The organism is Halomonas sp. GD1P12 (assembly GCF_025725645.1).
Taxonomy (GTDB): Bacteria; Pseudomonadota; Gammaproteobacteria; order Pseudomonadales; family Halomonadaceae; genus Vreelandella.
The window spans coordinates 3,215,765-3,239,197 of the sequence record NZ_CP107007.1; the positions used below are offsets into that span (position 1 = coordinate 3,215,765).

At 62.2% G+C, this 23,433-nt stretch carries 20 protein-coding genes and 1 tRNA gene; 10 read left to right on the plus strand and 11 right to left on the minus strand.

The annotated features are described in order from the left end of the window. The first annotated feature begins 57 nt into the window (after positions 1-57). The 3 genes from OCT39_RS14840 to OCT39_RS14850 are packed head-to-tail and all read left to right on the plus strand — an operon-like array spanning position 58 to position 2,534. Positions 58-930 (plus strand): ABC transporter permease, encoded by an 873-nt coding sequence (locus OCT39_RS14840; protein ID WP_263585224.1) that lies wholly within the window; start codon positions 58-60, stop codon positions 928-930. Then, positions 927-1,739, plus strand: coding sequence for an ABC transporter permease (locus tag OCT39_RS14845; RefSeq protein ID WP_263585225.1), 813 nt, complete (start codon positions 927-929; stop codon positions 1,737-1,739). Before OCT39_RS14840 ends, OCT39_RS14845 begins: the two co-directional genes overlap by 4 nt. Positions 1,740-1,766: 27 nt before the next feature. Further along, complete coding sequence (locus OCT39_RS14850; protein ID WP_263585226.1) at positions 1,767-2,534, plus strand: metallophosphoesterase; 768 nt, start codon at positions 1,767-1,769, stop codon at positions 2,532-2,534. 93 nt (positions 2,535-2,627) lie between these two features. Here OCT39_RS14850 and ffh read toward each other — a convergent pair whose 3' ends face one another. Beyond that, entirely contained in the window at positions 2,628-4,046 is a 1,419-nt protein-coding gene (gene ffh, locus OCT39_RS14855) for a signal recognition particle protein (RefSeq protein WP_263585227.1), read from the minus strand. Between the two features lie 255 nt (positions 4,047-4,301). Here ffh and OCT39_RS14860 point away from each other — a divergent pair, with 255 nt between their 5' ends. Beyond that, complete coding sequence (locus OCT39_RS14860; RefSeq protein WP_263585228.1) at positions 4,302-5,099, plus strand: inner membrane protein YpjD; 798 nt, start codon at positions 4,302-4,304, stop codon at positions 5,097-5,099. Between the two features lie 77 nt (positions 5,100-5,176). Then, positions 5,177-6,451, plus strand: a complete 1,275-nt coding sequence (locus OCT39_RS14865) for an HlyC/CorC family transporter (protein WP_263585229.1) — start codon at positions 5,177-5,179, stop codon at positions 6,449-6,451. A gap of 58 nt (positions 6,452-6,509) precedes the next feature. Here OCT39_RS14865 and OCT39_RS14870 read toward each other — a convergent pair whose 3' ends face one another. Both OCT39_RS14870 and OCT39_RS14875 read right to left on the minus strand, forming a co-directional pair. Beyond that, a complete protein-coding gene (locus tag OCT39_RS14870; RefSeq protein ID WP_263585230.1) occupies positions 6,510-7,211 on the minus strand; it encodes a 1-acyl-sn-glycerol-3-phosphate acyltransferase in 702 nt (233 codons plus the stop codon). Then, positions 7,208-7,852 (minus strand): TetR/AcrR family transcriptional regulator, encoded by a 645-nt coding sequence (locus tag OCT39_RS14875; RefSeq protein WP_263585231.1) that lies wholly within the window; start codon positions 7,850-7,852, stop codon positions 7,208-7,210. The genes OCT39_RS14870 and OCT39_RS14875 overlap by 4 nt, the downstream gene beginning before the upstream one ends. 181 nt (positions 7,853-8,033) lie before the next feature. Between OCT39_RS14875 and OCT39_RS14880 the strand changes: the two genes are divergently transcribed. Beyond that, entirely contained in the window at positions 8,034-8,711 is a 678-nt protein-coding gene (locus tag OCT39_RS14880; protein WP_263585232.1) for an SOS response-associated peptidase, read from the plus strand. A 24-nt stretch (positions 8,712-8,735) separates the two neighbouring features. Beyond that, positions 8,736-11,585, plus strand: coding sequence for an insulinase family protein (locus OCT39_RS14885; protein WP_263585233.1), 2,850 nt, complete (start codon positions 8,736-8,738; stop codon positions 11,583-11,585). A gap of 16 nt (positions 11,586-11,601) precedes the next feature. Here OCT39_RS14885 and sbcB read toward each other — a convergent pair whose 3' ends face one another. The 4 genes from sbcB to minC all read right to left on the minus strand — a co-directional run bounded on the left by sbcB (position 11,602) and on the right by minC (position 15,244). Continuing rightward, a complete protein-coding gene (gene sbcB, locus OCT39_RS14890) occupies positions 11,602-13,098 on the minus strand; it encodes an exodeoxyribonuclease I (protein ID WP_263585234.1) in 1,497 nt (498 codons plus the stop codon). A 158-nt stretch (positions 13,099-13,256) separates the two neighbouring features. Then, a complete protein-coding gene (minE, locus tag OCT39_RS14895; RefSeq protein ID WP_252109457.1) occupies positions 13,257-13,511 on the minus strand; it encodes a cell division topological specificity factor MinE in 255 nt (84 codons plus the stop codon). Next, on the minus strand, positions 13,508-14,326 hold the full coding sequence (gene minD, locus OCT39_RS14900; RefSeq protein ID WP_263585235.1) for a septum site-determining protein MinD: 819 nt from the start codon (positions 14,324-14,326) through the stop codon (positions 13,508-13,510). The genes minE and minD overlap by 4 nt, the downstream gene beginning before the upstream one ends. A gap of 159 nt (positions 14,327-14,485) precedes the next feature. Continuing rightward, complete coding sequence (minC, locus tag OCT39_RS14905; protein ID WP_263585236.1) at positions 14,486-15,244, minus strand: septum site-determining protein MinC; 759 nt, start codon at positions 15,242-15,244, stop codon at positions 14,486-14,488. Between the two features lie 192 nt (positions 15,245-15,436). Between minC and OCT39_RS14910 the strand changes: the two genes are divergently transcribed. Next, on the plus strand, positions 15,437-18,247 hold the full coding sequence (locus OCT39_RS14910; protein WP_263585237.1) for a DUF349 domain-containing protein: 2,811 nt from the start codon (positions 15,437-15,439) through the stop codon (positions 18,245-18,247). 126 nt (positions 18,248-18,373) lie between these two features. Here OCT39_RS14910 and phbB read toward each other — a convergent pair whose 3' ends face one another. Further along, entirely contained in the window at positions 18,374-19,120 is a 747-nt protein-coding gene (gene phbB / locus OCT39_RS14915; RefSeq protein ID WP_263585238.1) for an acetoacetyl-CoA reductase, read from the minus strand. A gap of 289 nt (positions 19,121-19,409) precedes the next feature. On the opposite strand from phbB, the gene OCT39_RS14920 reads away from it, so the two are divergent. Next, positions 19,410-19,486: transfer RNA gene (locus tag OCT39_RS14920), tRNA-Met, on the plus strand. Positions 19,487-19,649: 163 nt separating this feature from the next. Here OCT39_RS14920 and OCT39_RS14925 read toward each other — a convergent pair. Further along, a complete protein-coding gene (locus tag OCT39_RS14925) occupies positions 19,650-19,850 on the minus strand; it encodes a helix-turn-helix domain-containing protein (protein ID WP_263585239.1) in 201 nt (66 codons plus the stop codon). After that, a protein-coding gene (locus OCT39_RS14930; protein WP_263585240.1) for an IS3 family transposase occupies positions 19,841-20,951 on the minus strand; the annotation gives its coding sequence in 2 pieces (ribosomal slippage) (positions 19,841-20,699 and positions 20,698-20,951; 1,113 coding nt in all). The genes OCT39_RS14925 and OCT39_RS14930 overlap by 10 nt, the downstream gene beginning before the upstream one ends. Positions 20,952-21,088: 137 nt before the next feature. Between OCT39_RS14930 and OCT39_RS17450 the strand changes: the two genes are divergently transcribed. Continuing rightward, positions 21,089-21,307, plus strand: coding sequence for a BPSL0761 family protein (locus tag OCT39_RS17450; protein WP_172515350.1), 219 nt, complete (start codon positions 21,089-21,091; stop codon positions 21,305-21,307). Here OCT39_RS17450 and OCT39_RS14935 read toward each other — a convergent pair. Further along, positions 21,304-23,433, minus strand: coding sequence for a UvrD-helicase domain-containing protein (locus OCT39_RS14935; RefSeq protein ID WP_263585241.1), 2,130 nt, complete (start codon positions 23,431-23,433; stop codon positions 21,304-21,306). The two genes, OCT39_RS17450 and OCT39_RS14935, sit on opposite strands and share 4 nt — an antisense overlap.

Consider the following 23,433-nt stretch of genomic DNA (forward strand, 5'->3'; position numbering starts at 1 on the left):
CGGCACCGACCCGCCACCGGGGGCGTCTCGCCCCCTTCACGTTGACGAGCGACCCTCATGACTTCGTCCTCTCTTGCCACATCCTGCACGCCGCCGCGACGGCGCCTGGTACCGAGCCTCGGGCTGCTGCTGGTGTTTCCGGCCATGACCGCGGTGGTGCTGCTATATGCGCTGCCGCTGGTGCGCTCGCTGGCGAGCGCCTTTACCGATAAAAGCGGGCTCACCTTCGATCATCTGACGCGCGCGCTCACGCTCTACGGGCGCGACGTGGCGTTTTCCATCGGCGTAAGCCTCGGGGCGCTGGCGCTCATCGCAGCCTGCTCGGTCGCCATCGCGGGCTACCTGACGCTCGGCGCCACGCCCTGGGCGGTGCGCGCCCTGCGCTGGCTCTATCGCTGGCCGCTGTTCATCCCCTTCGTGGTGGCCGGGCAGCTGTCGCGCTCGTTTCTTTCCACCAATGGCATGATGAACACCGCGCTGATCGAGGCCGGGCTCATGAGCGCCCAGAGCGCACAGAGCTTTCTGGACTGGCGCGGCTTGATCGTGACCTTCGCCTGGAAGCAGATTCCTTTCGTCACCCTGCTGCTGGCCGGCGCGATGGCGGCCATCGATCAGAGCCACAGCGAGGCGGCGCGCAATCTGGGCGCCGGGCGGCTGCGCTGCCTGTTTCAGATCGTGCTGCCCCAGGCCGCGCCGACGCTCTGGGTGGGGCTGATTCTCTCGCTGGTGGCGATGCTCTCGGTACTGTCGGTGCCGATGATGCTGCTGTCCGGCAACCCCACCATGATGACCTCGATGATGGCGCACCGCATTACCTACTACGGCGACTACGGCGTGGCCAACGCCCTGGGGCTCTTCTCCTATGCGCTGACCGCCGTGACCGCCTGGATCTATCTACGTCTGACGCTCGCCCGGGAGGCCCGCCAATGAACGCCTCGCGTCTCGTTTCACAGCTGAGCCTTGGGCTTGCGCTCGGGCTTTTAGCCTTCGTCGTCTTCGGCCCACTTTTGAATCTCGGGCTCTGGGCCTTCGCCGAGCAGTGGTTCTACCCCCACACGCTGCCCACCCAGTGGGGCTTCGATTTCTGGGCGCGGGTCTTTCGCCCCCGCGCCGGCGCCTGGAGTTCACTGTTCAATACCGTGCTGGTCGCGTTCTCCGCGGTGGCGCTCTCCATGGCGCTGGCAGTACCGGCGGGCTACGCCCTGGCGCGGCTGGCGCTGCCCGGGCGCCACGCCATCATGCTGCTGTTTTTGCTGCCCCAGGCATTTCCCAACCTGCCGATCTTCGTCAACATCGCGGCGATCTTTCACCAGCTCGGGCTAAACGGCACGCTGATCGGCGTGGTGCTGGTGCACTCGCTGCCGGGGCTGGTCTACGCAGTGTGGATCGCGACCGCCGCGTTCTCGGCGGTGGATCGCTCGCTGGAGGAGTCGGCGCGCAACCTGGGGGCTTCACCGCTGCGCGCGTTTTTCGATGTGACGCTGCCCCAGGCCCTGCCGGGGCTGCTCGCCGCATCGATCTTCGTGTTTCTGGACAGCGTCGACGAATTCACCGGCACGTTCTTCGTCGGCGCGCCGGAAATCACCACGCTGCCACTTCTGATGTTCAACGCCTCGATGGGCGGGAACTATCAGGTGGCCGCCATCACCGCGCTGATTCTGCTGATTCCGTCCATCGGCTTCATGCTCGTCATCGAGCGTTTTCTCAAGGCGGACGTGCTGTCCCGCATCGGCCGCTAGGCCGGTGCCTACCCGAGTCTTTCCTTCATGCTGATCGCCCACCTTTCTGACTTTCATCTTTTCACCGAACGCTCCGAGACCGGCGAGGCGCGCGGCGATATCGCGCGCGTGCTCGAAGCGCTGGTGGCGGATATCGCCGCCCTCGCCCCCCGCCCGGATATCGTCGCGATTAGCGGCGATCTGGCCGACGGCGGCACCCCGGCGGATTACGCGCGCCTGACTGCGCTGCTCGCCCCTCTCTCCATGCCGATACTGGCGGTGCCCGGCAACCACGACCGGCGCGGCGCGATGCGCGAGGGGCTCGGCAGCCGGCTGACGGGGCTGGTGCCGGGGCCGTTTCTGAATGCGCGGGTGGCGCTTCCCGGCGTGACGCTTTTGGGCCTGGACACGGTGGTGCCGGGGGCGCCCCACGGGACACTTTGCGCCGAGCGTTTGAACTGGCTGGAAGGCGAGCTCGCCTCAAGCAAGGGGACGACGGTGATCGTCATGCACCACCCGCCGGTTCAGACCGGCCACCCGCACTGGGATACGTTCAGTCTGATCGAGGGGCGCGAGCGGTTCGCCGAACTGCTGGCGGGTCGCTCCGTGAGGATTCTGTGTGGTCACATCCATCAGCCGTTTCATACCGACTGGGGCGCGCACCACGTGGGGGTGGCGGGTAGCCCGGCGTTCGAGTACCACCTGACCCCAGGCAGTATCGAGACGCCGTGCCCGCAGCCGGTGCCCTTCAGCTACCCCCTCCATCACTGGGGGCCGCAGGGCGTGAGCGTGTACCGGCGCCACCTGCGCGCGTAAGCGATACCCCAACGCAAGAGCGCCCGCCGGATCACCGGCGGGCGCTCTCGTCATTCGCTCTGGGGTTGGGGGTCAGGGGCCAGACGCTTTAGCCTAGCGCCAGGGCATGCCGCCGGGGCCACCCATGCCGCCCATTCCACCGGGGCCGCCGGGCCCGCCCGGGCCACCGCCGCCCATCATGCCGGACATGCCGCGCATCATCTTCTGCATGCCGCCCTTCTTGCCGGCTTTCTTCATCATCTTCTGCATCTGCTTGTGCTGCTTGAGCAGGCGGTTAAGCGCCGGTACGTCCAGCCCCGCCCCGGCGGCGATGCGCCGCTTGCGCGAGCCATTGATGATGTCCGGCGAGCGCCGCTCCCTGGGCGTCATGGAGTTGATCAGCGCCTCGAGCTTGCCCATCTCCTTTTCCGGACCCGGGCCCTGAGCCATTTCGGCCATCTGGCCCATGCCGGGGAGCTTGCCGAGAAGCCCGCCCATGCCGCCCATCTTCTTGAGCTGCTGGAGCTGTTCGCGGAAGTCCTCGAGATCGAAGCCGTCGCCCTTTTTCACTTTTTTGGCGAGCTGGGCGGCCTTGTCCTTGTCAACGGTGCGCTCGGCTTCCTCGATCAGCGAGAGCATGTCGCCCATGCCGAGGATGCGCGAGGCGACGCGGTCCGGGTGGAACGGCTCGAGCGCATCGACCTTCTCGCCCACACCCATGAACTTGATCGGCTTGCCAGTGATGTGACGCACGGACAGCGCGGCACCGCCGCGGGCGTCACCGTCGGCCTTGGTCAGGATCACGCCGGTCAGCGGCAGCGCTTCGTGGAAGGCCTTGGCGGTGTTGACCGCGTCCTGGCCGGTCATGGCGTCGACGACGAACAGCGTCTCGCTTGGCGTGATCGCTTTGTGCAGCGCCTGAATCTCCGCCATCATCGCTTCGTCGATGGCCAGACGCCCGGCGGTATCCACCAGCACCACGTCATGGAACTGGATTTTGGCGTGCTTGATCGCGGCGTTGGCGATATCGACCGGCTTTTGATCCGAACTTGACGGGAAGAAGTCGACCTCGACCTCTTTCGCTAGCGTTTCGAGCTGGTCGATCGCCGCCGGGCGGTAAACGTCCGCCGACACCACCAGCACCTTTTTCTTCTCACGCTCGCGCAGATAGCGGGCGAGCTTGGCGACCGAGGTCGTCTTACCGGCGCCCTGCAAACCGGCCATCAGCACGACCGACGGCGAGCCTTTCAGGCTAAGGCCTTCGTTGGCCTCGCCCATGATCGCCTCGAGCTCCTGCTGGACGATCTTGACGAACTGCTGGCCCGGCGAAAGGCTTTTGGACACTTCCTGGCCGACGGCGCGCTCGCGCACACGCTCGATGAACGCCTTGACGACGGGAAGCGCCACGTCCGCCTCGAGCAAGGCCTTTCGCACCTCGCGAAGCGTTTCCTTGATGTTGTCATCGGTCAGGCGCGCCTGACCCTTGATCGACTTCAGCGTCTGGGAAAGACGCTCGCTCAAATTCTGGAACATGGGGCCTCTGCCTTTGTCGCTGTCGCCGGGCGTAGACGCCGCCGGACGTGTGTTAGCTCGATTATACGCGCTCAGCGCGTGAGTCTCTATGGCTCTTCGCGTTGCGCTGCTGTGCGACGCTTTACGATTGGTTATAGTAGACGCTAGTCTCTAGGCTCTTTGGTCGCTCGTGGCCATCGCTCATGACCACGTTCTCGACCACGTTCTCGCGTCGTTTCCTCATCACTTATGCGCAACATGCGCACGGATAGCATCATGCAGGCGCTGCCTTTCGCGACCATCGCTTTCGTACTCTATATCGCCGCGGCCATCTGGCAGGGCATGACTCTGGTTCGCCGCGTGCCACCGCGCCGGGGCATGGTGCGCCTTCTGGGCGCTATCGGGCTTCTGCTGCATATCCCTGTGGTGGTGATGCTGCTTCGGGAAGCGCCGGGGCTTTTGCCCGGCTTTACCACCAGCGTCACACTGTTGATGGCCGTGGCGGTGAACGTGGTGCTGATCGCCAGCCTCTTCAAGCCGGTGTTGAACGCCGCCATCGCACTGTTTCCACTGGCCGGGGTGGCGCTGATCTTCGCCACCTGGCTACCCAACCAGGGCAGCCACACCGGGCTTACGCCGGGCATTTTGCTGCACGCGGCAAGCTCGGCGCTGGCGTTTGCGGTACTGGCCATCGCGGCGGTGCAGGCGGTGCTGGTCGGGCTTCAAAACCAGGCGCTCCGGCATCACCACATTCGCGGCATCGTGCAGTCGCTGCCGCCGCTGACCACCATGGAGCGCGTGTTGTTCGAGCTGGTCTGGGCCGGCGTTTTGCTGTTGACGCTGTCGATCGCCAGCGGCCTGATCTTTCTGGACAACTTCTTCGCCCAGCACCTGATGCACAAGACGGTGCTGTCGATCGCGGCCTGGGTGATCTTCACCACTCTTTTGGTCGGGCGCCACCGCTTTGGCTGGCGCGGCATGCGCGCCGTGCGCTGGACGCTGGGCGGCTGTTTGCTGCTGGTGCTGGCCTATTTTGGCAGTAAATTCGTGCTGGAAATCATTCTCGCGCGTTAGTGCCGACGGGGGTGCGCTTGACAGCCACCCCCCACCCTTTTACAACGAGTTTGATACGCCACAAAGGAACCTTCGACTTGAGTGACGATTTCCCACTGGGATTACTGTTTGGCCTGCTGGCCCTGCTGATACTGCTATCTGCCTTCTTCTCGAGTTCTGAAACGGGCATGATGTCGATCAACCGCTATCGACTCAGCCACCAGGCCGGCAGCGGCGACCGCCGCGCCAAACGGGTCATGCGTCTTCTGACTCGCCCGGACCGGCTGATCGGTGTCATCCTGATCGGCAACAACTTCGTCAACAACCTGGCCGCCTCGATCGCCACCATCATCGCCATTCACTTCTTCGGCGACGTCTCGGGCCCGGCCATCTCCACCGCGCTTTTGACCATCACCATTTTGATCTTCTCCGAGGTGACGCCCAAAACCTACGCGGCGATCAAACCCGAGCGCATCGCCTACCCCTCCTCGATGGCGCTGGAGCCGCTTTTAAAGCTTCTGTACCCGCTGGTATGGCTGGTCAATGCGGTCTCGAACGGGCTTTTACGGCTGGTGGGTGTCAAAAGCGTGGAAAACGGCGGCGACAGCCTGACCCGCGACGAGCTGCGCACCGTGGTCCACGAGGCGGGCACGCTCATTCCCTATCGCCACCGCGCCATGCTCCTGTCGATTCTCGATCTCGAGAACGTCACGGTGAACGACATCATGGTGCCGCGCCACGAGGTGCTGGGCATTGATCTCGACGACTCGCTGGAGGAGATTCTCGCCCAGATTCGCACCAGCCAGCACACAAGGCTTCCGGTCTACAAGGGCGATATCAACAACATCATCGGCATGCTGCACCTGCGCAACGCCGCGCGCTTTCTCTCCAAGGAGGAAGTGACCAAGGCGGCGGTGGTGCAGGAGGCGCGCGAGCCCTACTTCATTCCGGAATCGACCCCGCTTCATACGCAGCTTTTGAACTTTCAAAAGCAGAAGCGGCGCATCGGCATCGTGGTCGATGAGTACGGCGATGTGGAAGGCCTGGTGACGCTGGAGGACATTCTCGAGGAGATCGTCGGCGAGTTCACCACCGACGTCTCCGAGGACGAGGAGATTCACCAGCAGGACGATGGCAGCCACGTGATCGAAGGCACCGCCAACATTCGCGAGATCAACAAGATGCTCGGTTGGCAGCTGCCCACCGACGGCCCCAAGACGCTCAACGGGCTGATTCTCGAGCATCTGGAAGCGTTTCCGGAAGGCCCCGCGTCGCTGCAGATTGGCGGCACGCGCATGGAGATTCTGGAGATTCGCGACAACCTGATCACCTCGGCACGCTGCTGGCCGCTGATGCGCCTGCAGCGTCGCTAGGCCAGGCACGCCCGGCCGACGATCCAGCGCTACCGGCTGACGCGACTTTTTTGCAAGACTACTTGTTGCGCGACTGCACGCTCTTCTCGCCCGCCTGTTCGCGGCGGGCGATATCCTGCTCGCCGGCAGCCTTCAGCGCTACGACGCGCGCCTGCAGGTAGTGACGAAGTGCGGTGTCCTGGGCCTCCTGAGCCATGATCGGCGGGCCGAAGGTGACCTGTACCCGCGCGCGAAAACGCCTCGGCCACTTTTTGAAAGCGGGGCCATTGCAGCGCGACGCCCAGGAGCCCCAGAGCCCGGCAAGCCCGGCGGGCACGACCGGCACGTTGTCTCGCGAGAGCATCGTTTCGAGCCCGCGACGAAATGCCTGTACCTCACCGTCCGGCGTTAGCCGACCTTCGGGAAAAATCATCACGACTTCGCCGTCGCGCAGCGCTTCGCTGATCTTTCCAAGCGTACGTCGGAGCCCGGCCGGGGTACGCCGCTCGGACTCGACCGGAATCGCGCCCACCAACAAAAACCACCACTTGAGCCAGGGCGAGTCATAGATCGGCTGATCCATGACGAAGCGCAGCGGCCGGGGGCTCGCGCCGCCCAGCACCAGTGCATCCATGAAGCTTACGTGATTACACACCACCAGCGCTGCGCCCCTGGCGGGCAGGTGCTCGCGGCCATGAACGCGCAGCCGATAGCTTGCGCGCATGGTGATATAAATGGCGTGGCGCAGCACGAAGCGCACCGGTTTGACCAGTCGTTTCATGCACCCCGCCCTTGAGCGCCCACTCCTTCACCATCAGTTCCCTGAGCGCGAAGCCCGGCCAGCACCGTGCTCATCAGCTGATCGAGCAGCTCGTCGACCTTGAGCTGCTGGCCTTGCCAGTAGCCCAACCGCTCGTTCAGGCCAAGCTGCACTAGCCCATGCACGCTGCCCCACAGAGTGCGCCCGAGTCGCCGCGCCTCCTGGTCGTCCAGCGCCGGCTGATAGCGGGTGAGCGATGACTCTACCTGGGTAAAGAGCGCCTCGATCAGATCGCTCTGGCGCTGGTCGAGTTCGCCCTCTTCGGCCAGGGGGTAGTCGAACAACAGCTGCCAGCGGTAGCAGCCCTGCTCGGCGAAGCGCCAGTAGGCGTGGGCCAGCGCGCGAAGCCAGGGCTCGGGCTCGTCCTCGGCAAGGCTTTCGATGGTTTGCTGCAACCGCGCCAGGGTGTCGACGTTGACGTGCTGGAGCAAATTGTTGAAGCTGCCGTAGAGTTTGAGCAGCGTACTCGGCGCGCACCCCACCTCCCGGGCCAGCGCACGCAGCGATAGGCCGTGCACCGGCCGCGTGGCCAACCACTCATCGCAGGCCTGCATGACCTGCGCATGAAGGGTGTCGGGCGCGTGCTGTCTGGGACGGGCCATGGCGGTCTCTTGAAATCATGCAAAAAGGCGAAAGCCTCAGCGCACTTGAGTTTGAGGAAGGGTTAATATAAGACAGGATACCCCACATCGAACACTGTTTTCGATACTATATGACGACTTTAAGCGTATTCTTGTCGTCTGGCTCTAATGCGTTTTATCCCCGGGTGACAAGGAGGCCGGCATGACGGGACGCCTACACGTGCAGCGCCTTTCGCTTTCACGCATGGTGCCATCGCTTGATCAGCACGACGCGTTCATTACCTCGCCCAACCTGGCCCCGCGCCAGCCGATTTCGGCCATCCGTATGGTGCAGGGCGTTTATCGCCACGAGCCGCTTTTCTGGGGGCTGACGCCGCCCTGGCTCAAGGTGCTCGACCACGCCCCGCACTGCGCCCGCGCGGAGTCGCTCGCCGCCCGGCCGATGTTCGAGGAAGCCTTCAACGCCCGGCGCTGCGTCATTCCCGTCACCGGCTTCTACGTGTGGCAGCCGCGTCACGGCGGTAAACAGCCTTATCTGGTCACCGCCACCGACCGCGCGCCGCTTTTGCTCGGCGCGCTGTGGTGTCGCTATCACACCACGCTCACGGCGTTTACCGACTCTACCGCGCTGATCACCGTGCCCGCCAACGTGTGTCTGTCGTCGCTGACCGACCGCCTGCCGCTGGTCATCGACGCCTCCCAGCTGGAGACCTGGCTTGACCCCGAAAGCCCGCCGGAGAAGCTTCAGGCGATGATGACCCCGGCACCGCTGGAACTGCTGGGCGCGTTTCCGGTATCAAAGCATGTCAATAGTCCCGCCAATCAGTCGGCCGCCTGCGCCCATCCGCAGGGGCCCATGCTGCGGTGGAGCGCCCCTTAGCCGTATCTCGACAACGGAGTTTCAATGTTACCAAGCGACCCTTTTTCTCGCGTCTCCCTGCGTGACGCCTTGACCGGCGCGCTGCTCGGCACGTGCCTGTACGCGCCGATGCTCTGGGCCGAACCGCCCCAGGTCGCAAAGGCCTCTACGCCCATCACCAGCCCTTTCGATGCCCGCGACTACCGGGTACTGACCCTGGAAAACGGTCTGCAGGCGCTACTGGTGAGCGACCCCGACGCCGACAAGGCCGCCGCATCGATGAACGTGCGCGTTGGCAGCGCCCAGGACCCGGAGGATCTTCTGGGCCTTGCCCACTTTCTCGAGCACATGCTGTTTCTGGGCACCGAGCCCTACCCGGAGCCGGACGCCTACCAGAGCTACATCGCCAACAACGCGGGCTCGCACAACGCCTTCACCGCGCAGCAGGACACCAACTACTTCTTCGATGTCGACCCCGAGGCGCTGCCCGGCGCGCTCGACCGCTTCAGCGCGTTCTTTCTCTCGCCGCTGTTTAACGCCGACCAGCTCGAAAGCGAGCGCAACATCATCCACTCCGAGTACATGGCGCGCATTCGCGATGACGCCCGCCGCGAAAGCGACGTGCTCGACCAGGTGCTGAACCCGGACAACGCCACCACCGGCTTCGCCGTGGGCAGCCGCGAAACCCTGGCCAGCCCCGCAGAAGGCGAAGCCTCACTGCGCGATCGCATCATCGAGTTCTACCACCAGCACTACGATGCCAACGTCATGAATCTGGCCGTGGTCGCCCCGCAGCCGCTGGATACGCTGGAGGAATGGGTCGCCGAGCGCTTTGCCGACATCCCGGACCACGACCTCTCGGCGCCGACCATCGACGCGCCGCTCGTCCTGAGCGACGAGCTTCCGACGTATCTCGAGCGTCAGTCGCTCGAGGATCGCCGCCGGGTCAACTTCTACTTCCCAGTGCCGGACCCGGTCGACGAGTACCGCACCAAGCCGGCGCAGCTCATCGCGCATCTGCTCGGCGATGAAAGCGAAGGCAGTCTGCTCGCCGTACTGCGCGAAGCGGGCCTGGCGCTTGGCCTCTTTGCCGGGGTCGGGCGCGGCGACGGCGAGCACGCGCTGTTCACGGTCTCGATCAGCCTGACCGAGGAGGGTACCGAGCGGCTGGAGGACGTGCAGGCCACACTCTTCGCCGCCATCGACGAGATTCGCCGCGAAGGCATCGACACCTGGCGTTATGACGAGCAGGCCGCCCTTGCCGAGCAGGCGTTTCGCTTCCAGCAGCACGGCGACCCGCAAAGCGAGGCGACCCGGCTTTCCATGAGCCTGTCGCGCTACCCGGTGGAGGACGTGCAGTACGCTGCCTACCGCATGGACGGCATGGATAGCGCGGCGCAGCAAACCTACCTGGAGGCGCTGACGCCAGAGAACATGATTCGCGTCTACTCGGATCAAAGCGTCGAGGGCGACACCGCCTCGCCCTGGTTCGATACCCGGTGGGCGCGCCTCGACGCGCCGGACACCACAGGCCAGGCGCTGTCCGGGCTTGCGCTTGCCCAGCCCAACCCGTTCATTGCCAGCGACCTGACGCTGGAGCCGGGCCAGGACGAGGCGCCTGGCGTGCTGATGCAGACGCCCTCCTTCACCGCCTGGCACATGCAGGACAGCCGCTTCAATACGCCAAGCGTGGAGTGGCGGATCAGCCTGCAGCACCCAAGCGCAAGCTACTCCGCCGAGGAAGCGGTGCTGACGCGGCTGCTGTCCGGCTGGCTCAACGACAGCCTCAGTAGCGCCCTGTACCCGGCCTGGCTCGCCGGGCACTCCTTCAGCGCCTACCCGCACGCGCGCGGCATGACGCTGGCGTTTTCCGGCTGGCGTGACGGCCAGGCGCCGTTCATCGAGCAGGCCATCGAGCAGCTCAAGACCGCCGAGATCACCGAGGACAGCTTCGAGCGCGTGCGCAGCCAGCTTACGCGCGAGTGGCAAAATGCCCCCCAGGCATCGCTCTACGGACAGGCCAGCCGTTTGGTGGGCGAGGCGCTGTTGTCTCCGCAGTGGGGAAGTCGCACGCTGCTCGAGGCGAGCGAGCACCTCGACCGCCACCACCTGGAGGACTTCCGCCAACGCTTTTTGCGTGGGCTTTACGTCGACGCCATGGCGGTGGGCAACCTGACAAAGGCGCAGGCCCGGGAAGAGGCCGAGACGCTTCGCAACGCGCTGACGCCGCGCCTGACCCGCGATGAGATCATTGAACTCACGCCGCTCTCGGTCGAGCAGGGAGATACGATACTGCGTCCGGATAGCGCTCGAGACGAGTCGCTGGCGCTTCGCTACGTGCAGGGGCGCGATCAAAACGAGCGCGAACAGGCAACGCTCAGAGTCATCGCTCAGTGGCTGGATACCGATTTCTACCAGGCGCTTCGCACCGAGCAGCAGCTTGGCTATATCGTCAACGCCAGCTACTCACCGCTGCTCGAGGCGCCGGGGATCGCCTTTCTGGTGCAGTCGGCGGACGTCGACAGCGACGACATCGCCGCACGCATCGAACGCTTTTTGGAAGAGGCCGCCGAGGCGCTGGAAACCCTCGATGACGAGGCGCTAGCACCTCACCGCCAGGCCGTGGCGCGCCGGCTAGAGCAGCGCGACACGAGCCTTTCCAGCATGGCCAGCCGCTACTGGCAGGCCACCGCCCTAGACCCGGTGCGCTTCGACCGCCAGGCGCAAATGGCCGAAGCGGTGCTCAAGGTCAGCGCTGATGATGTGCGCGACAGCTGGCCATCGCTGATGGCCCACGTGCTGGAGGTGCGTTTCGATCCGGGTGACACGCCAAGCGACGTGGCCGCCTACCGCGCCACGCTCGACCCCTTCCCCCAGGACGACGCGGCGCGCTAGTGTGAGCCGCGCCCGCTCAGGCGTCGAACGCCTGGGCGGGCAGCATCGCCTCGACGAACATCACCACCTCTTCGAGAATCTGGCGCTGGTAGTCGGTCAGGCTCTGCTGGTTGTAGCGCTCGATCTCCCGAGCGAAGGCCTTGAGCGTAAAGCCGGACACCGCCGGGTCGTTCAACCGTGCCCAGCGAAACGCCTCCCACTGCTCGCGCTCCTCGCCTTCCAGGGTGTCCGGGTAGTTGCGCGCGCGAAAGCGAAACAGCATCTCCTCGAGCCGCGGATCCTGAAAGGCAAAGCGCGCCCCGACCAGATCCCAGGCCGGCGTCTCGCGCACCCGCTCCATCTGCTGGCGATCCGCCCCCGAGAAGAAGCTGCCCGAGTAGAGCATCAAATCCGGGTCCTGGGGCCCGTCCTCGAAGCCGGCACTGAACACGCTGGCGACCTTTTCGGCAATCACCGTGCCCTGATCGCGAAGCGTCTTCCAGTGGGCGCGACACTGGTCGACATCGATCCCTAAGCGCGCCTGGATATCGCCGTACTCGCCCTTTTTCGGCCCCTCGACGTCCTTGAGCGCGGTGGCGGGAAACACCACCGGACAGCGGTTGATGTGGATCACCTTGAGCGGAATGCGCGACTCCCCTTCCGCCAGATCCTGATGGCTGACGAACACCCGCTCACGAATCTGCTCGACGCTTAATGAAGTAAGCGCACTCGGATCAGCGCTCAAATCAAACGCGATCACGCCGTTGGGGTTGGTGGGGTGCTCGGCCAGCGGCATCACCAGCGCGCTACAGGCGCGGCTGGCCGGGTAGCGCCTGGAAATGTGCAGCACCGGTTTGGCGCTGGCGACATCCAGCTGGGCGGCCACGGCGCGCTTGCCGCGAAGACCGAGCAGGTAGTCGAACAGTCTGGGGTTCTGGGCTTTGAGAAGCCGCGCCAGACTGATCGTGGCGCGCACGTCCGCCAGCGCATCGTGGGCGCCGGCGTGCTCGATGCCGTTGGCCGCGGTCAAATCCTCGAGCCTGAAGCTTGGCGCGCCGTCGTCGCGTTTGGGCCAGGTGATGCCAGAGGGGCGCAGCGCGTAGAAGGCGCGCACCACGTCGATCAAATCCCAGCGGGAATTGCCGTTTTGCCACTCGCGGGCGTAGGGGTCGAGAAAGTTACGGTAGAACAGATGACGCGAGACTTCGTCGTCGAAGCGCAGGCTGTTGTAGCCCACCACGCAGGTGCCGGGTTCGCTCATCAGCGCCTGGATGCGCCCGGCGAACTCGGCCTCGGGCAGGCCGTGACGCCGGGCCTTTTGCGGGGTGATACCGGTGATCAAACAGGCCGCCGGGTGCGGCAGCGCATCGTCACCGGGTTTGCAGTAGATCTCGACCGGCTCACCGATTTCGTTGAAGTCGGCGTCGGTTCTGATCGCGGCGAACTGCGCCGGTCGGTCGCGGCGCGGGTCGGCGCCGAAGGTTTCGTAATCGTGCCAAAGAAAACTGGCAGGGGCGGCGTTGGCTGGCGCCATGTGCGGATACTCCCGTGGACGTATCCCGCCACCCTACAACAACGGCGGTGAACACAAAAGTTCCGCCGTTCTCCCGGCTTACGCCCGCCCGTTACTCACGACTTACCCTCAACCGCTCACGCCTTGCCCTTCACCGCTCACCGCTCACGACCAACCACTCACGAGTCGCGCGGCAAGGTCACGTTGAGTTCGAGCACCGAGCAGTTGTCTTCGCTATCGAGCGATACCTGGATGGCATCGTCGGCGACGTGGACATAGCGGCGCACCACTTCCAAAAGCTCGCGCTCGAGCATCGGCATGTAGTCGGGCTGACCGCGCTGGCTGCGCTGGTGAGCCACGATGATTTGCAAACGCTCCTTGGCCACCGAGGCGGACTTCTTGCGCTCGCGCTTCAGGAATTCGAGCAGTTTCATCGCCGACCTCCTCCAAACATGCGGCCCAGAAGACTCCTGCGTTGTACTTCGTGAAAGCGCAGCGGCACATCTTCACCAAGCAGGCGCGACACGGTGTCGGCGTAGGCTTGACCTGCATCGCTGGCGCCGTCATGGGTGACCGGCACGCCCTGGTTGGAGGCGCGCAGCACCGCCTCGGACTCCGGAATCAGCCCCAGCAGATTGATGGCGAGAATCTCGCGAATATCTTCCAGGGTGAGCATATCGCCGGAGGTGACGCGCGACGGGTTATAGCGGGTAATCAAAAGGTGCTCGCGCACCGGGTCCTGGCTTTGCTCGGCGCGGCGAGTCTTGGAGCCCAAAAGCCCGAGGATGCGGTCGGAGTCGCGCACCGAGGAGACTTCCGGGTTGGTCACCACCACCGCCTCGTCGGCGAAGTACATGGCGAGCTGCGCGCCGCGCTCGATGCCGGCGGGCGAGTCGCAGATCACGAAGTCGAAATCGCCGCGCAGCTGCTCGAGTATCTCTTCCACGCCTTCCTGAGTCAGCGCGTCCTTGTCGCGGGTTTGAGACGCCGGCAGGATGAACAGATTCTCCACGCGCTTGTCGCGAATCAGCGCCTGGTTGAGCGCCGCCTCGCCCTGAATGACGTTGACCAGGTCGTACACCACGCGCCGCTCGCAGCCCATGATCAAATCCAGGTTACGCAGACCCACGTCGAAATCGATGACGACGGTCTTTTTGCCGCGCAGCGCAAGCCCGGTGGCGATGGCCGCCGCGCTGGTGGTTTTACCGACCCCCCCTTTACCTGAGGTCACTACGATAATTTTGGCCAAGAGTTATATCCTTTAAGAGGTCGTTGAATCGCGCGGCGCCTCTTCTTATCGTCATCGCGCGCAACGCACATATCGGTGTCAATCCGGTGACGTCGCCTGTATCGCTACTCTATCGAAAAGCGCCCGCCACGTCGCTACGTCAATCGTACCAGCCACACCCTAGGCCAGACGTTTGATCTCGAGCTGTTCTTCACTGAAGTGCACCTGCGCGGCCAGCCCCAAAAGCTTCGGGTCGATGTCCTCGAGGCGCTTGTAGTTGCCGGCCACGGATAGAAGCTCCGCTTCGAGCTCGCGACAATAAATGCCGGCGTGGGTATTGCCGTGAATGCCCGCCAGCGCCCGCCCTCGTAGCGCGCCATAAACATGAATGCTGCCCGCCGCGAGCACCTCGGCGCCGGCGTTGACCGCGCCGATCACGACCAGATCGCCTTCGGCGGCGCTAACCTGCTGGCCCGAGCGCACGGTGCCGCGAAAAAGCCGCGTGGCAACCGCGACCGGCTCGTGCGGGGTTTCGCGCTCGACCTCGGCCGAAGCCGTCTCATGAGATCCTGCATCGGTGCGCTCGACGCTTTCAAGTGCCCGCGAGCGCCCCTCTTCGACCGGCGCAAACCAGCCAAGCCCCAGCGCCCAGGCCGACTGGCGCACCGGCTCAGGGCCGCCGCGCACCGCGACCGGCAAAAGCTTGTGATCGCGACACACCGCGCAGATACGCTCCAGCGCCAGGTGCGGCTCATCGAGTTTTTCCACGCCCAGCACAACCGGTGTATGCTGGAAGAAGGCGGGAGATTGGGAGAGTTTGCCGGCCAGTTGACGCCTGATCTGCTCGGGGTCGGCGCTGCTCAACTCCATGACGGTCATGGGCAGCATGCCGCCTTTAAAGGTAAAGGCGTTGTCGGCACTATCGGCGTTGAGGCTCATGGCCGAACTCCATGTCATGTTCAGGTAAGATAAACTTAGCGCTGGTACGCGCTGGAATGCGACGGCTCGCCCACCTCTTGCGGCCAGCGCACATTGCCACTGGCAAAGCTAAGCGACAGCGACGGTGACTGCAACTACCAAAGCACCGATGGCTGATTTTTTTCACGCGATGCACCTCTTGCAGGAAGATTCATGCACGGACTGTTAAGACGCTTGTTCGCGCCTCGGTGGCAGCACCCCAACGCCGAGATTCGCCGCCAGGCTCTCGAAACGCTGGACCCGCAGCAGCCCGATCAGCGCGACGCGCTGAAAACGCTGGTCGACGACCCGGACCCCACCGTTGAGCTGGCCGCCCTGTTGGCGCTGGGGGACCTCGACACGCTGACCAGCCGGCTCCCCGAGCGCCAGCACGTTCCCGGCTGGCGCGAGGCCGTGATCGAGCGCCTGACCGGCCGGGAAGGCCAGACCGACCTTTATACGCGCAGCCGGCTGGTCGACTCACTTTCAAACACGGCACTGCTCAACGAGATTGCGCTGCGTGGCGACAACCTCGATCTTCGCCTGACCGCTTTGGAGCGGCTCGTTGATGACGAGGATCTGATCTATCAGGCCTGCAACAACGGTGTGGCGAGCGTGCGCAAGCGCGCCGCCGAGCGCCTCGACAGCGAAGCGAGTTTGAAGACGCTGTTGAAACAGGCGCGCCGCGATCGCAACGTCATGCGCCTGGCGCGCGAAAAGCTCTCACGGCTTCGTCACGACAACGAGTGGTTCGATCAGCAAATGACGCGCCGCGAAGAGCTGCTGGAAAAACTCGAGCAGCACGCCCGCGCGCCTTGGGAGCCGCTTTACGGCGGCCGCCTTCGTCATCTGGAGCGCGAGTGGCGAAAGCTCGACCATCCGCCCGGCCCCCGCGAAGAGGAGCGCTTTCATCAGGCGCTGCTCGGCGCACGCAAGACCCTGAACGACCACGAAACCCAGGAACAGGCGCGCCAGGAGCGCCAGGTGCACCGCGAAGAGATCGAAACGACCCGCGAGCAGCTGCTCGCCGGGCTCGAGGAGACCTTGAGCGGGCTCGTTCACGCCGAGGCCGTCACCCTTCAGGACATCGACAGCCTGCGCGCCCAGCGCCAGCTCTTGGGCCAGCGCTGGCAGGCGCTGTCGGATCTTCACGCACCGCCGGAGACGACCCAGGCGCGCTACACCCAGGCGCTTGCCGCGTATGAGCGCGTCACAGAAGCCTGGCAGCGCTGGCAGACGCACCAGGCCGATGTCGAGCGAGGACTGGCCGACCACGACCCCGCGACACTCGAGGATCGAGTCAAACGCGTTGCCTGGCCCAAGGACCTTTCCAAGCCAGCGCTTTTACAGCGCGCCCAGGCACTTCTGGCGCTGGAGCAGCCAGCCGGCGAGCAAACACAAAAAGCGCCTTCACTCGAGGCGCTGACCGCCGAGCTCGACAGTTTCGAGCACATGCTCGAGCGCGGCGCGTTCAAAAGCGCCAGCCGGCTCCACCAGCGCCTCAAACCCGCGATCGACGCGCTGGACAGCGCCAAGGCCAAACCGCTCAAGGCGCGCCTGAAACAGCTCGGCGCGCAGCTGGCGGAGCTTAGAGACTGGCGCGGCTTCGTTGCCGGGCCCAAGCGCGAGCAGCTCACCTTGAGCATCGAGGCGTTGGCCGAGGCGCCGGCGATGGCGGATGCGGCGCTGGACCGCCGCCATCGCCAGCTGGTCAAGGAGTGGAAGGAGCTTGGCGACGCCGCGGCCAGCCGGGCGCTGTCGACGCGCTTTCGCGCCGCTTCCGAGCGCATTCACGAACGCCTGGCGCCCTGGCGGGAAACCCTCGAGCAGACGCGTCAGGCCAATCTTCGCCACCGCGAAGCGCTTTGCGAGCAGCTCGAAACCCTGTGCGAGCAACCCGCCGACAACGCCGACCCGGACGCGCTGCGCGACATTCGCGATCGCGCCCGGCATCAGTGGCGCGAATACACGCCCATCCCGCGGGAAGCCTCGGAAACGGTCGGCCGGCGCTTTGGCAAGGTGCGCCATCGGCTGCAGGCGCTGATCGACCAGCGCGCCGAGCAGATCGCCGCGCAAAAGCGCGCGCTGATCGACGAGGTGAATGCGCTTTTGCACGCCACCGAGCGCCCCATTCACGAGCGTACCACCCGCACCAAGGCGCTTCAGCAGCAATGGCGCACCCTGGGCCGGGCCCCAAAGGGCGAGGAGCAAACGCTTTGGAAGCACTTTCGCGGGGCCTGCGATCAACTGTTTGCCCAGCGCGACGCGCACAAGAGCGAACAGTCGGCGCGCGCGCAGCAAAAGCTCGACGCCATGCAGGCCCTGATCGACGAAATGGACGCCTGGCAGCCGGAAAGCGTCCGCGAGGCCCAGGCACTCGAGACGTTCATTGCGCGCGCCCAGCAGCTCGAACCGCTGCCGCGCAACCGGCGAAGCGAAGGCATGCAGCGCCGCCTGAGCGGTATTCTTCGCGCCCGACGCGAGCGGTTGAGCCGCCTGGAAGTGGCCGATACCGTCGCGCAGTGGCACGCGCTCATGCCGCTGACCCGGGCGCACCTGAGCGCGGATCAGCGCGCGTTTGAAGCGCAGCAAAACGACGCCGTCGAGGCGGCGCAGGTGCTCGCGACCCCGCCGACCGGAGCGTTTTTGGACGCGCACCAGCGCCGCAACGCCGCTCGATGCGCGGCGATCAGCGCCCCGGAGCAGAGCCGTCGAACCGTCGAAGAGGGCGTGGCACGGCTTCGCGTACATCTCTCGCTTTTGGCGCTGGGCAGCGTCAAGCCCGAAGACGAGCCGCTTCGTCTGGCCATTCAAGTTGAGCGCTTGAACGACGGCTTGGGCGGCGAGCGCAGCCAGGCCGAAGAGACCCGCAGCGTACTGGCAGCCCTCATGGCGCTGGGGCCGATGCCCGGCGATGTGTGGGAGCGGGAGGTGGGTGAGCTCGACGCGCTGCTGAGCCGGCTTGCGCGCCCGCCCCACGCTTGAGGCGTCAGGAGAGCAGCGCGACAGATGCGTTGCACACGGGAAAGGGAAAACTCAAAAGGAGGCTTGTGGCCTCCTTTTTTTACGCCGTATTCAAGCGGCTGAGTGTCAGCGGTAGGCCAGGGCGTATCAGCCCATGAACTGACCGCCGTTGATATCGATATTGGCGCCGGTAATGAATCCCGACTGCTCATCGGCTAAAAACGCCACCAGCCGGCCGATCTCCTCCGGCGTGCCGTAGCGCTTGACGGGAATGGTTTCACGAATCGCTTCGCGCACCTTCTCAGGGATCTCCATGATCATATCGGTGGCGATATAGCCCGGCGACACGGTGTTGACCGTGATGCCCTTGGTCGCGGTTTCCTGGGCCAGCGACATGGTCAACCCATGCATACCTGCCTTCGCCGCGGCGTAATTGACCTGGCCGAACTGCCCCTTTCGCCCATTGATCGATGAAATATTGATGATGCGCCCGTAGCCCTGCTCGAGCATTGGGTTGATCACGCTGCGGCAGGTGTTGAAGACGCTGTTGAGGTTGGTATCGATCACCTCGCTCCACTGCTCCCGGGCCATCTTCTTGAGCGTACCGTCGCGCGTGATACCGGCGCAATTGACCAACACGCTGATCGGGCCATGGGTATCGGCGATCTCTTGGGCGCCGTCCAGGCACGCCTGGTAATCCGAAAGATCGACGCCGGAAAGCGCCATGTTGTCGAAGCCGTCGGCTTTTTGGCTCTCGAGCCACGTTTTTGCCTTCTCCGGGTTACGGTAACCGGCGACGACCAAATACCCCGCCTCGGCCAGCGACCGGCAAATGGCCGTGCCGATCCCGCCTGTTCCACCCGTCACCCACGCCACCTGGGGTTGATTAGCCATTGTTTACCTCCCTGAAATGACAAATGACCTGCATCCGAGCCACACAAGACGTGGCGCAAGCCACTTCGGATTGGTGCCACCGCAAAGCGTTTGGCACGCACGTGTTGTTATCTTTTGCTCCTGCGCACCGAGCCGGTTTCATTGAAGTTGAGAAAGCCCGTTGCGTCATGGAAAGCATAGCGTTACTCCCCCAATGTTGCAGCACGATGAATCCACGCATGGCGTATCGATTTATCGCACTCGATGATTGACTCCTCCTCAGACTTATGTAGAATACGCCTCACGTTGATGCGGGGTGGAGCAGTCTGGTAGCTCGTCGGGCTCATAACCCGAAGGTCATCGGTTCAAATCCGGTCCCCGCTACCAATATTTTGAAAGGCAGATCAGTTACTTACTGATCTGCCTTTTTTGTGCTTATTTATTAGCTAACTTCCTGTGACATATATGTGACACATTAGCTTTTTCTCTTCCTCAGAAATTTTCCCCTACGACCTTTAGGCAACCGACTGCCCTATCGCTTTGTGCTTGTTTATTTTTCCTGGCCGTCATCAAATTCGAGCAAATCTCCTACCCCGCAGTTGAACAATTTGCATAGCTTATCCAGCGCGTCCAACTCAATGCGCTGAGCCGTTTCTTTGTAAAGCAGCTTGATGGTGTTGCGGTTCAAACCCGTTTCACGCGCCACATCAACGATCTTCATTTTTTGTAAACATCCCGGTTTTAGTGGCATCGCTGATTAGAGTTTTCCACCTGTTGATGTTTCGCCAGGTATTCCCATGGTGTCAGGTCTTCCAGTGAATCGTGGGGACGCTCATCGTTGTATTCCGTCATCCAGGATTCTGTCAGTTCTCGGACTTCGGTGAGGTTCCGGAAGACATACATATTCAGGATCTCATCCCGATAAGTCCGATTGAAGCGCTCAACATACGAGTTCTGAGTTGGTGTGCCCCGCTTGATAAACGCCAGCTCAATACTGCGTTGCTCAGCCCAATCTGCCAGGGCAAGCGAAATGAATTCCGGGCCATTATCCATGCGTCGTTTGGTCGGGTAGCCTCGCCAGGCGATAATGCGTTCCAGAACCCGTATGACCCCTGGTGCTGGTAGATTCAGGTCAATCTCGATAGCCAGCACCTCCCGGTTAAAGCCGTCCACCACATTAAACGTCCGGAACCGGCGACCACAGAACAGACTGTCGCTCATGCAATCCATCGACCAGCATCGATTAACGGTAGCTGGTACGCTCAATGGCGCCGGGGTTCGTGTCGGGAGCCGTTTCTTGCCCCGTCGTCGTTTATTCAGGTTGAGTGCACAATACAGCCGGTGGACCCGCTTGTGATTCCATCCATGCCCCAAGCGTCGCAGCGCCTTGAACAGTTTACTGAATCCGTAGGCGGGATAGCGGTGAGTGGCGCTTTGAAGCACTGTAATCACCGGTTCATCACGGAAAGTATTGGGCCGATACCGGTACACAGAGTCACTGATGCCAGCGATTCGACAGGCTCTGCGGATGCTGACACCATGCGCCTGCTTGAGGTAATCAACCCATTCTCGTCGAACGGCTGGCTTTACAGCTTTTTTCGATCACATCCTTCAGCAACTTGTGATCCAGACTCAGCTCGGCATACCTCTGCTTCAGCCGGCGGTTTTCTTCTTCAAGCTCCTTGAGACGCTTCACATCAGAGGCTTCCATGCCGCAGTATTTAGACTTCCAGTTGTAGTAGCTCGCCTCGGAAATGCCGTACTCACGGCAGACTTCCTTGACCAGTCGACCGCTCTCAACCTCCTTCAGAATTTTGACGATTTGTGACTCGCTGTACCGTGATTTCTTCATGTCGCTCTCCATTTGCCTCATTGTAGGCCGGAGAACTCTAATGACGCATGTACCGATTTTAGGGGATGGTTACATTTTAAAACTGTAAAAGCCGTCATAATTACTTGTGGTGGTTTTTTTCATCAGGAGTAAATTCTATGACCACTCCAAGTGAGCGCACACGCGCCATTATCCAAACTCACAAATTCCTGGCCGAACTTAGCCAGAGTAGACACCTTCCTGAAGGCGTACGCGTAGAAGCAAAGAGACTATTGCGGCACTATCCCTCAGAGCGAGAAATATTAGAAGCTGCCCGTGTCGAGCAGCATTTGTCTGAGGGAACAATTTTTCAGCCTGTATTTAATGCGACTTATTAAAACCCTGCGCTAAACCACTCACTCATTTGCTCATAACCATATACAAAGGCCAGTTTTCGTGCGCGCGTAAGGCTGACATACACCAAAGCCCGCTCTTCGTTCTCTCGCTGGCGGCGGGTAACAGCATCTGCGGCAGCGCTCATTACAAAATCGAGCGGAAGTAGTCCACGATTAACCGAGGCGATGAATACAGCATCAAACTCAAGGCCTTTTACTCGGTGCATAGTGGCAAGGTTAAGCGCACCATCTGGCGTGCGCGTGCTACGACCGTCCAATAAATGACATCGCTGTTGACGACTTTCCAACGCATGCTTTAGTTCTGTGACCTCTTTACGCGTTCGCGCAATCACACAGCAGGTCTCTGGCGCTAACGTGTTGCCCTCCATAGACGCTAATATCGCCTCAGCTTGCTCGTCCATGCTATCGAAGCAGCGTATTTCTGGCGCAGGGCCGTGCATCAAAGAGTGATAAAACGCCTGAGTATCTTCACCGCCATCTAAGTCATCAACAGCCACGCCTTCCAACACGCTCACCGCCAGTTGACGCGTCTCATCGGTGGTGCGGTAATTCACTTTTAACCGCGCACTGCGGCCGCGAATATTAATACCGCACTGGCCCAGTACAACTTTGTTTTTACCGTAAATACGCTGATGCCCGTCACCTACCATAAACAGGTCGTTTTTTCCTTCAGGCACTAAAGCCCTCAGTAGCATAAACGCCTGAGTGCCCATATCCTGCGCCTCATCAACAATGACGGAGCTGATGGATGGCCGCAGGTCAGGGTTCGCTTCCAAGAGCTTGCGAGCATCACGATAAGCGTCATCTGCTTCTTTAAGATGATTACTGGCCAATAGATGACGATAGCGCTCAAAGACAGGCCAAATTTCCACGCGTTGCTGGCGGTTTAAGCGCGTACCACGCCCTAGGCGCGACGCTTTTTTATAGGCATCAAGCGTCGTGACAGACTGGGGCTGAACCACTCTAGACCACTCTTCTTTAAAAAATGCCAGCGTCAGATCAGAGCTGGCAGGCTTCTCGGAATAAGCGTCATTCCACAGTCTGTTTTCTTCTTTAGCGTCCATCAGCAAACCGTAGTCGTAGCCTAGCTTTTTGAGAAAGCTCACCACCCAGGCATCAAGATTGACGACTTCAACGCGCTTCAATACGTCCTGAGAGCATATTTTATTTAGGTTCTGCTGAATATCAGTCGCTAAATTGCGGGTAAACGTGGTGAATAGCACATGGCTTTCACTGGCTTCCGACTGCTCCACAAGCCGTTCTGCTAACCACTTAGCACGGTGCATCGCCACCACCGTTTTGCCAGTACCCGCCCCACCTAACACACGTACAGGGCCATTTTTATCGCCATTCGCTAAGCGACGCTGGGCGGGATGTAAAAAGACGCGCCATTTCTCCAGCGACTGGTTAAGCACTTCTTGCAGCGCCTGCTCATTCTCTGCCACTGCAAAGTGCGCCCGAGACTCAGGACGTGCTAGCGCAGCACTAAAGTCGTCCGTATCCACGCTGTCAGGTGCTGCAGGCACGGTTTCTTGATACGCCTCTTCAAAACTCGCTCCGGCCATTAACATAAACAGCCCCTCATAAGCATCGGGCGGAAGCTGATCGTTAACGCGGGCAGTCTCAAGGTCTGCTTCAATTTTCATGCTACGTATTAGCGGGATTGTTTCTTCCGGCACACCTAGCTGCATTAATTGCCGGTCACGGATAGCATCAAATAAGCCAGCCGCCACCGGCGCTGCAGGCTGATGAGCAGGCGGCTCTAATACCCCCTCCTCCACCGTAAACATCTGCAAGCTACCAGTATTGGGGTTCACTTCTACCTTGCGCTTTGACGCCCACGTATACGCCGGTTCGTGGTGGTCTACATACAGCATCAGATAAAGGTTTTCTTTTTCAGCAGCAGCCAAAATTATGCGTACATCTTGATTGGCACGTATGGAACGCAGCTTGTTATCTTTAAAAGCGGTCAGGCGTTCATAATGCAACCCACCATGCTGAGGGTCTTGCTGAAACAGCATCACTGCTTTGTTTGCCTGGCTCTGCTCGTTAGGTGTGAGCTTTAGCAAGCTTTCAAAATACTTTTCAGAGAAGGCTACGCTGACCAT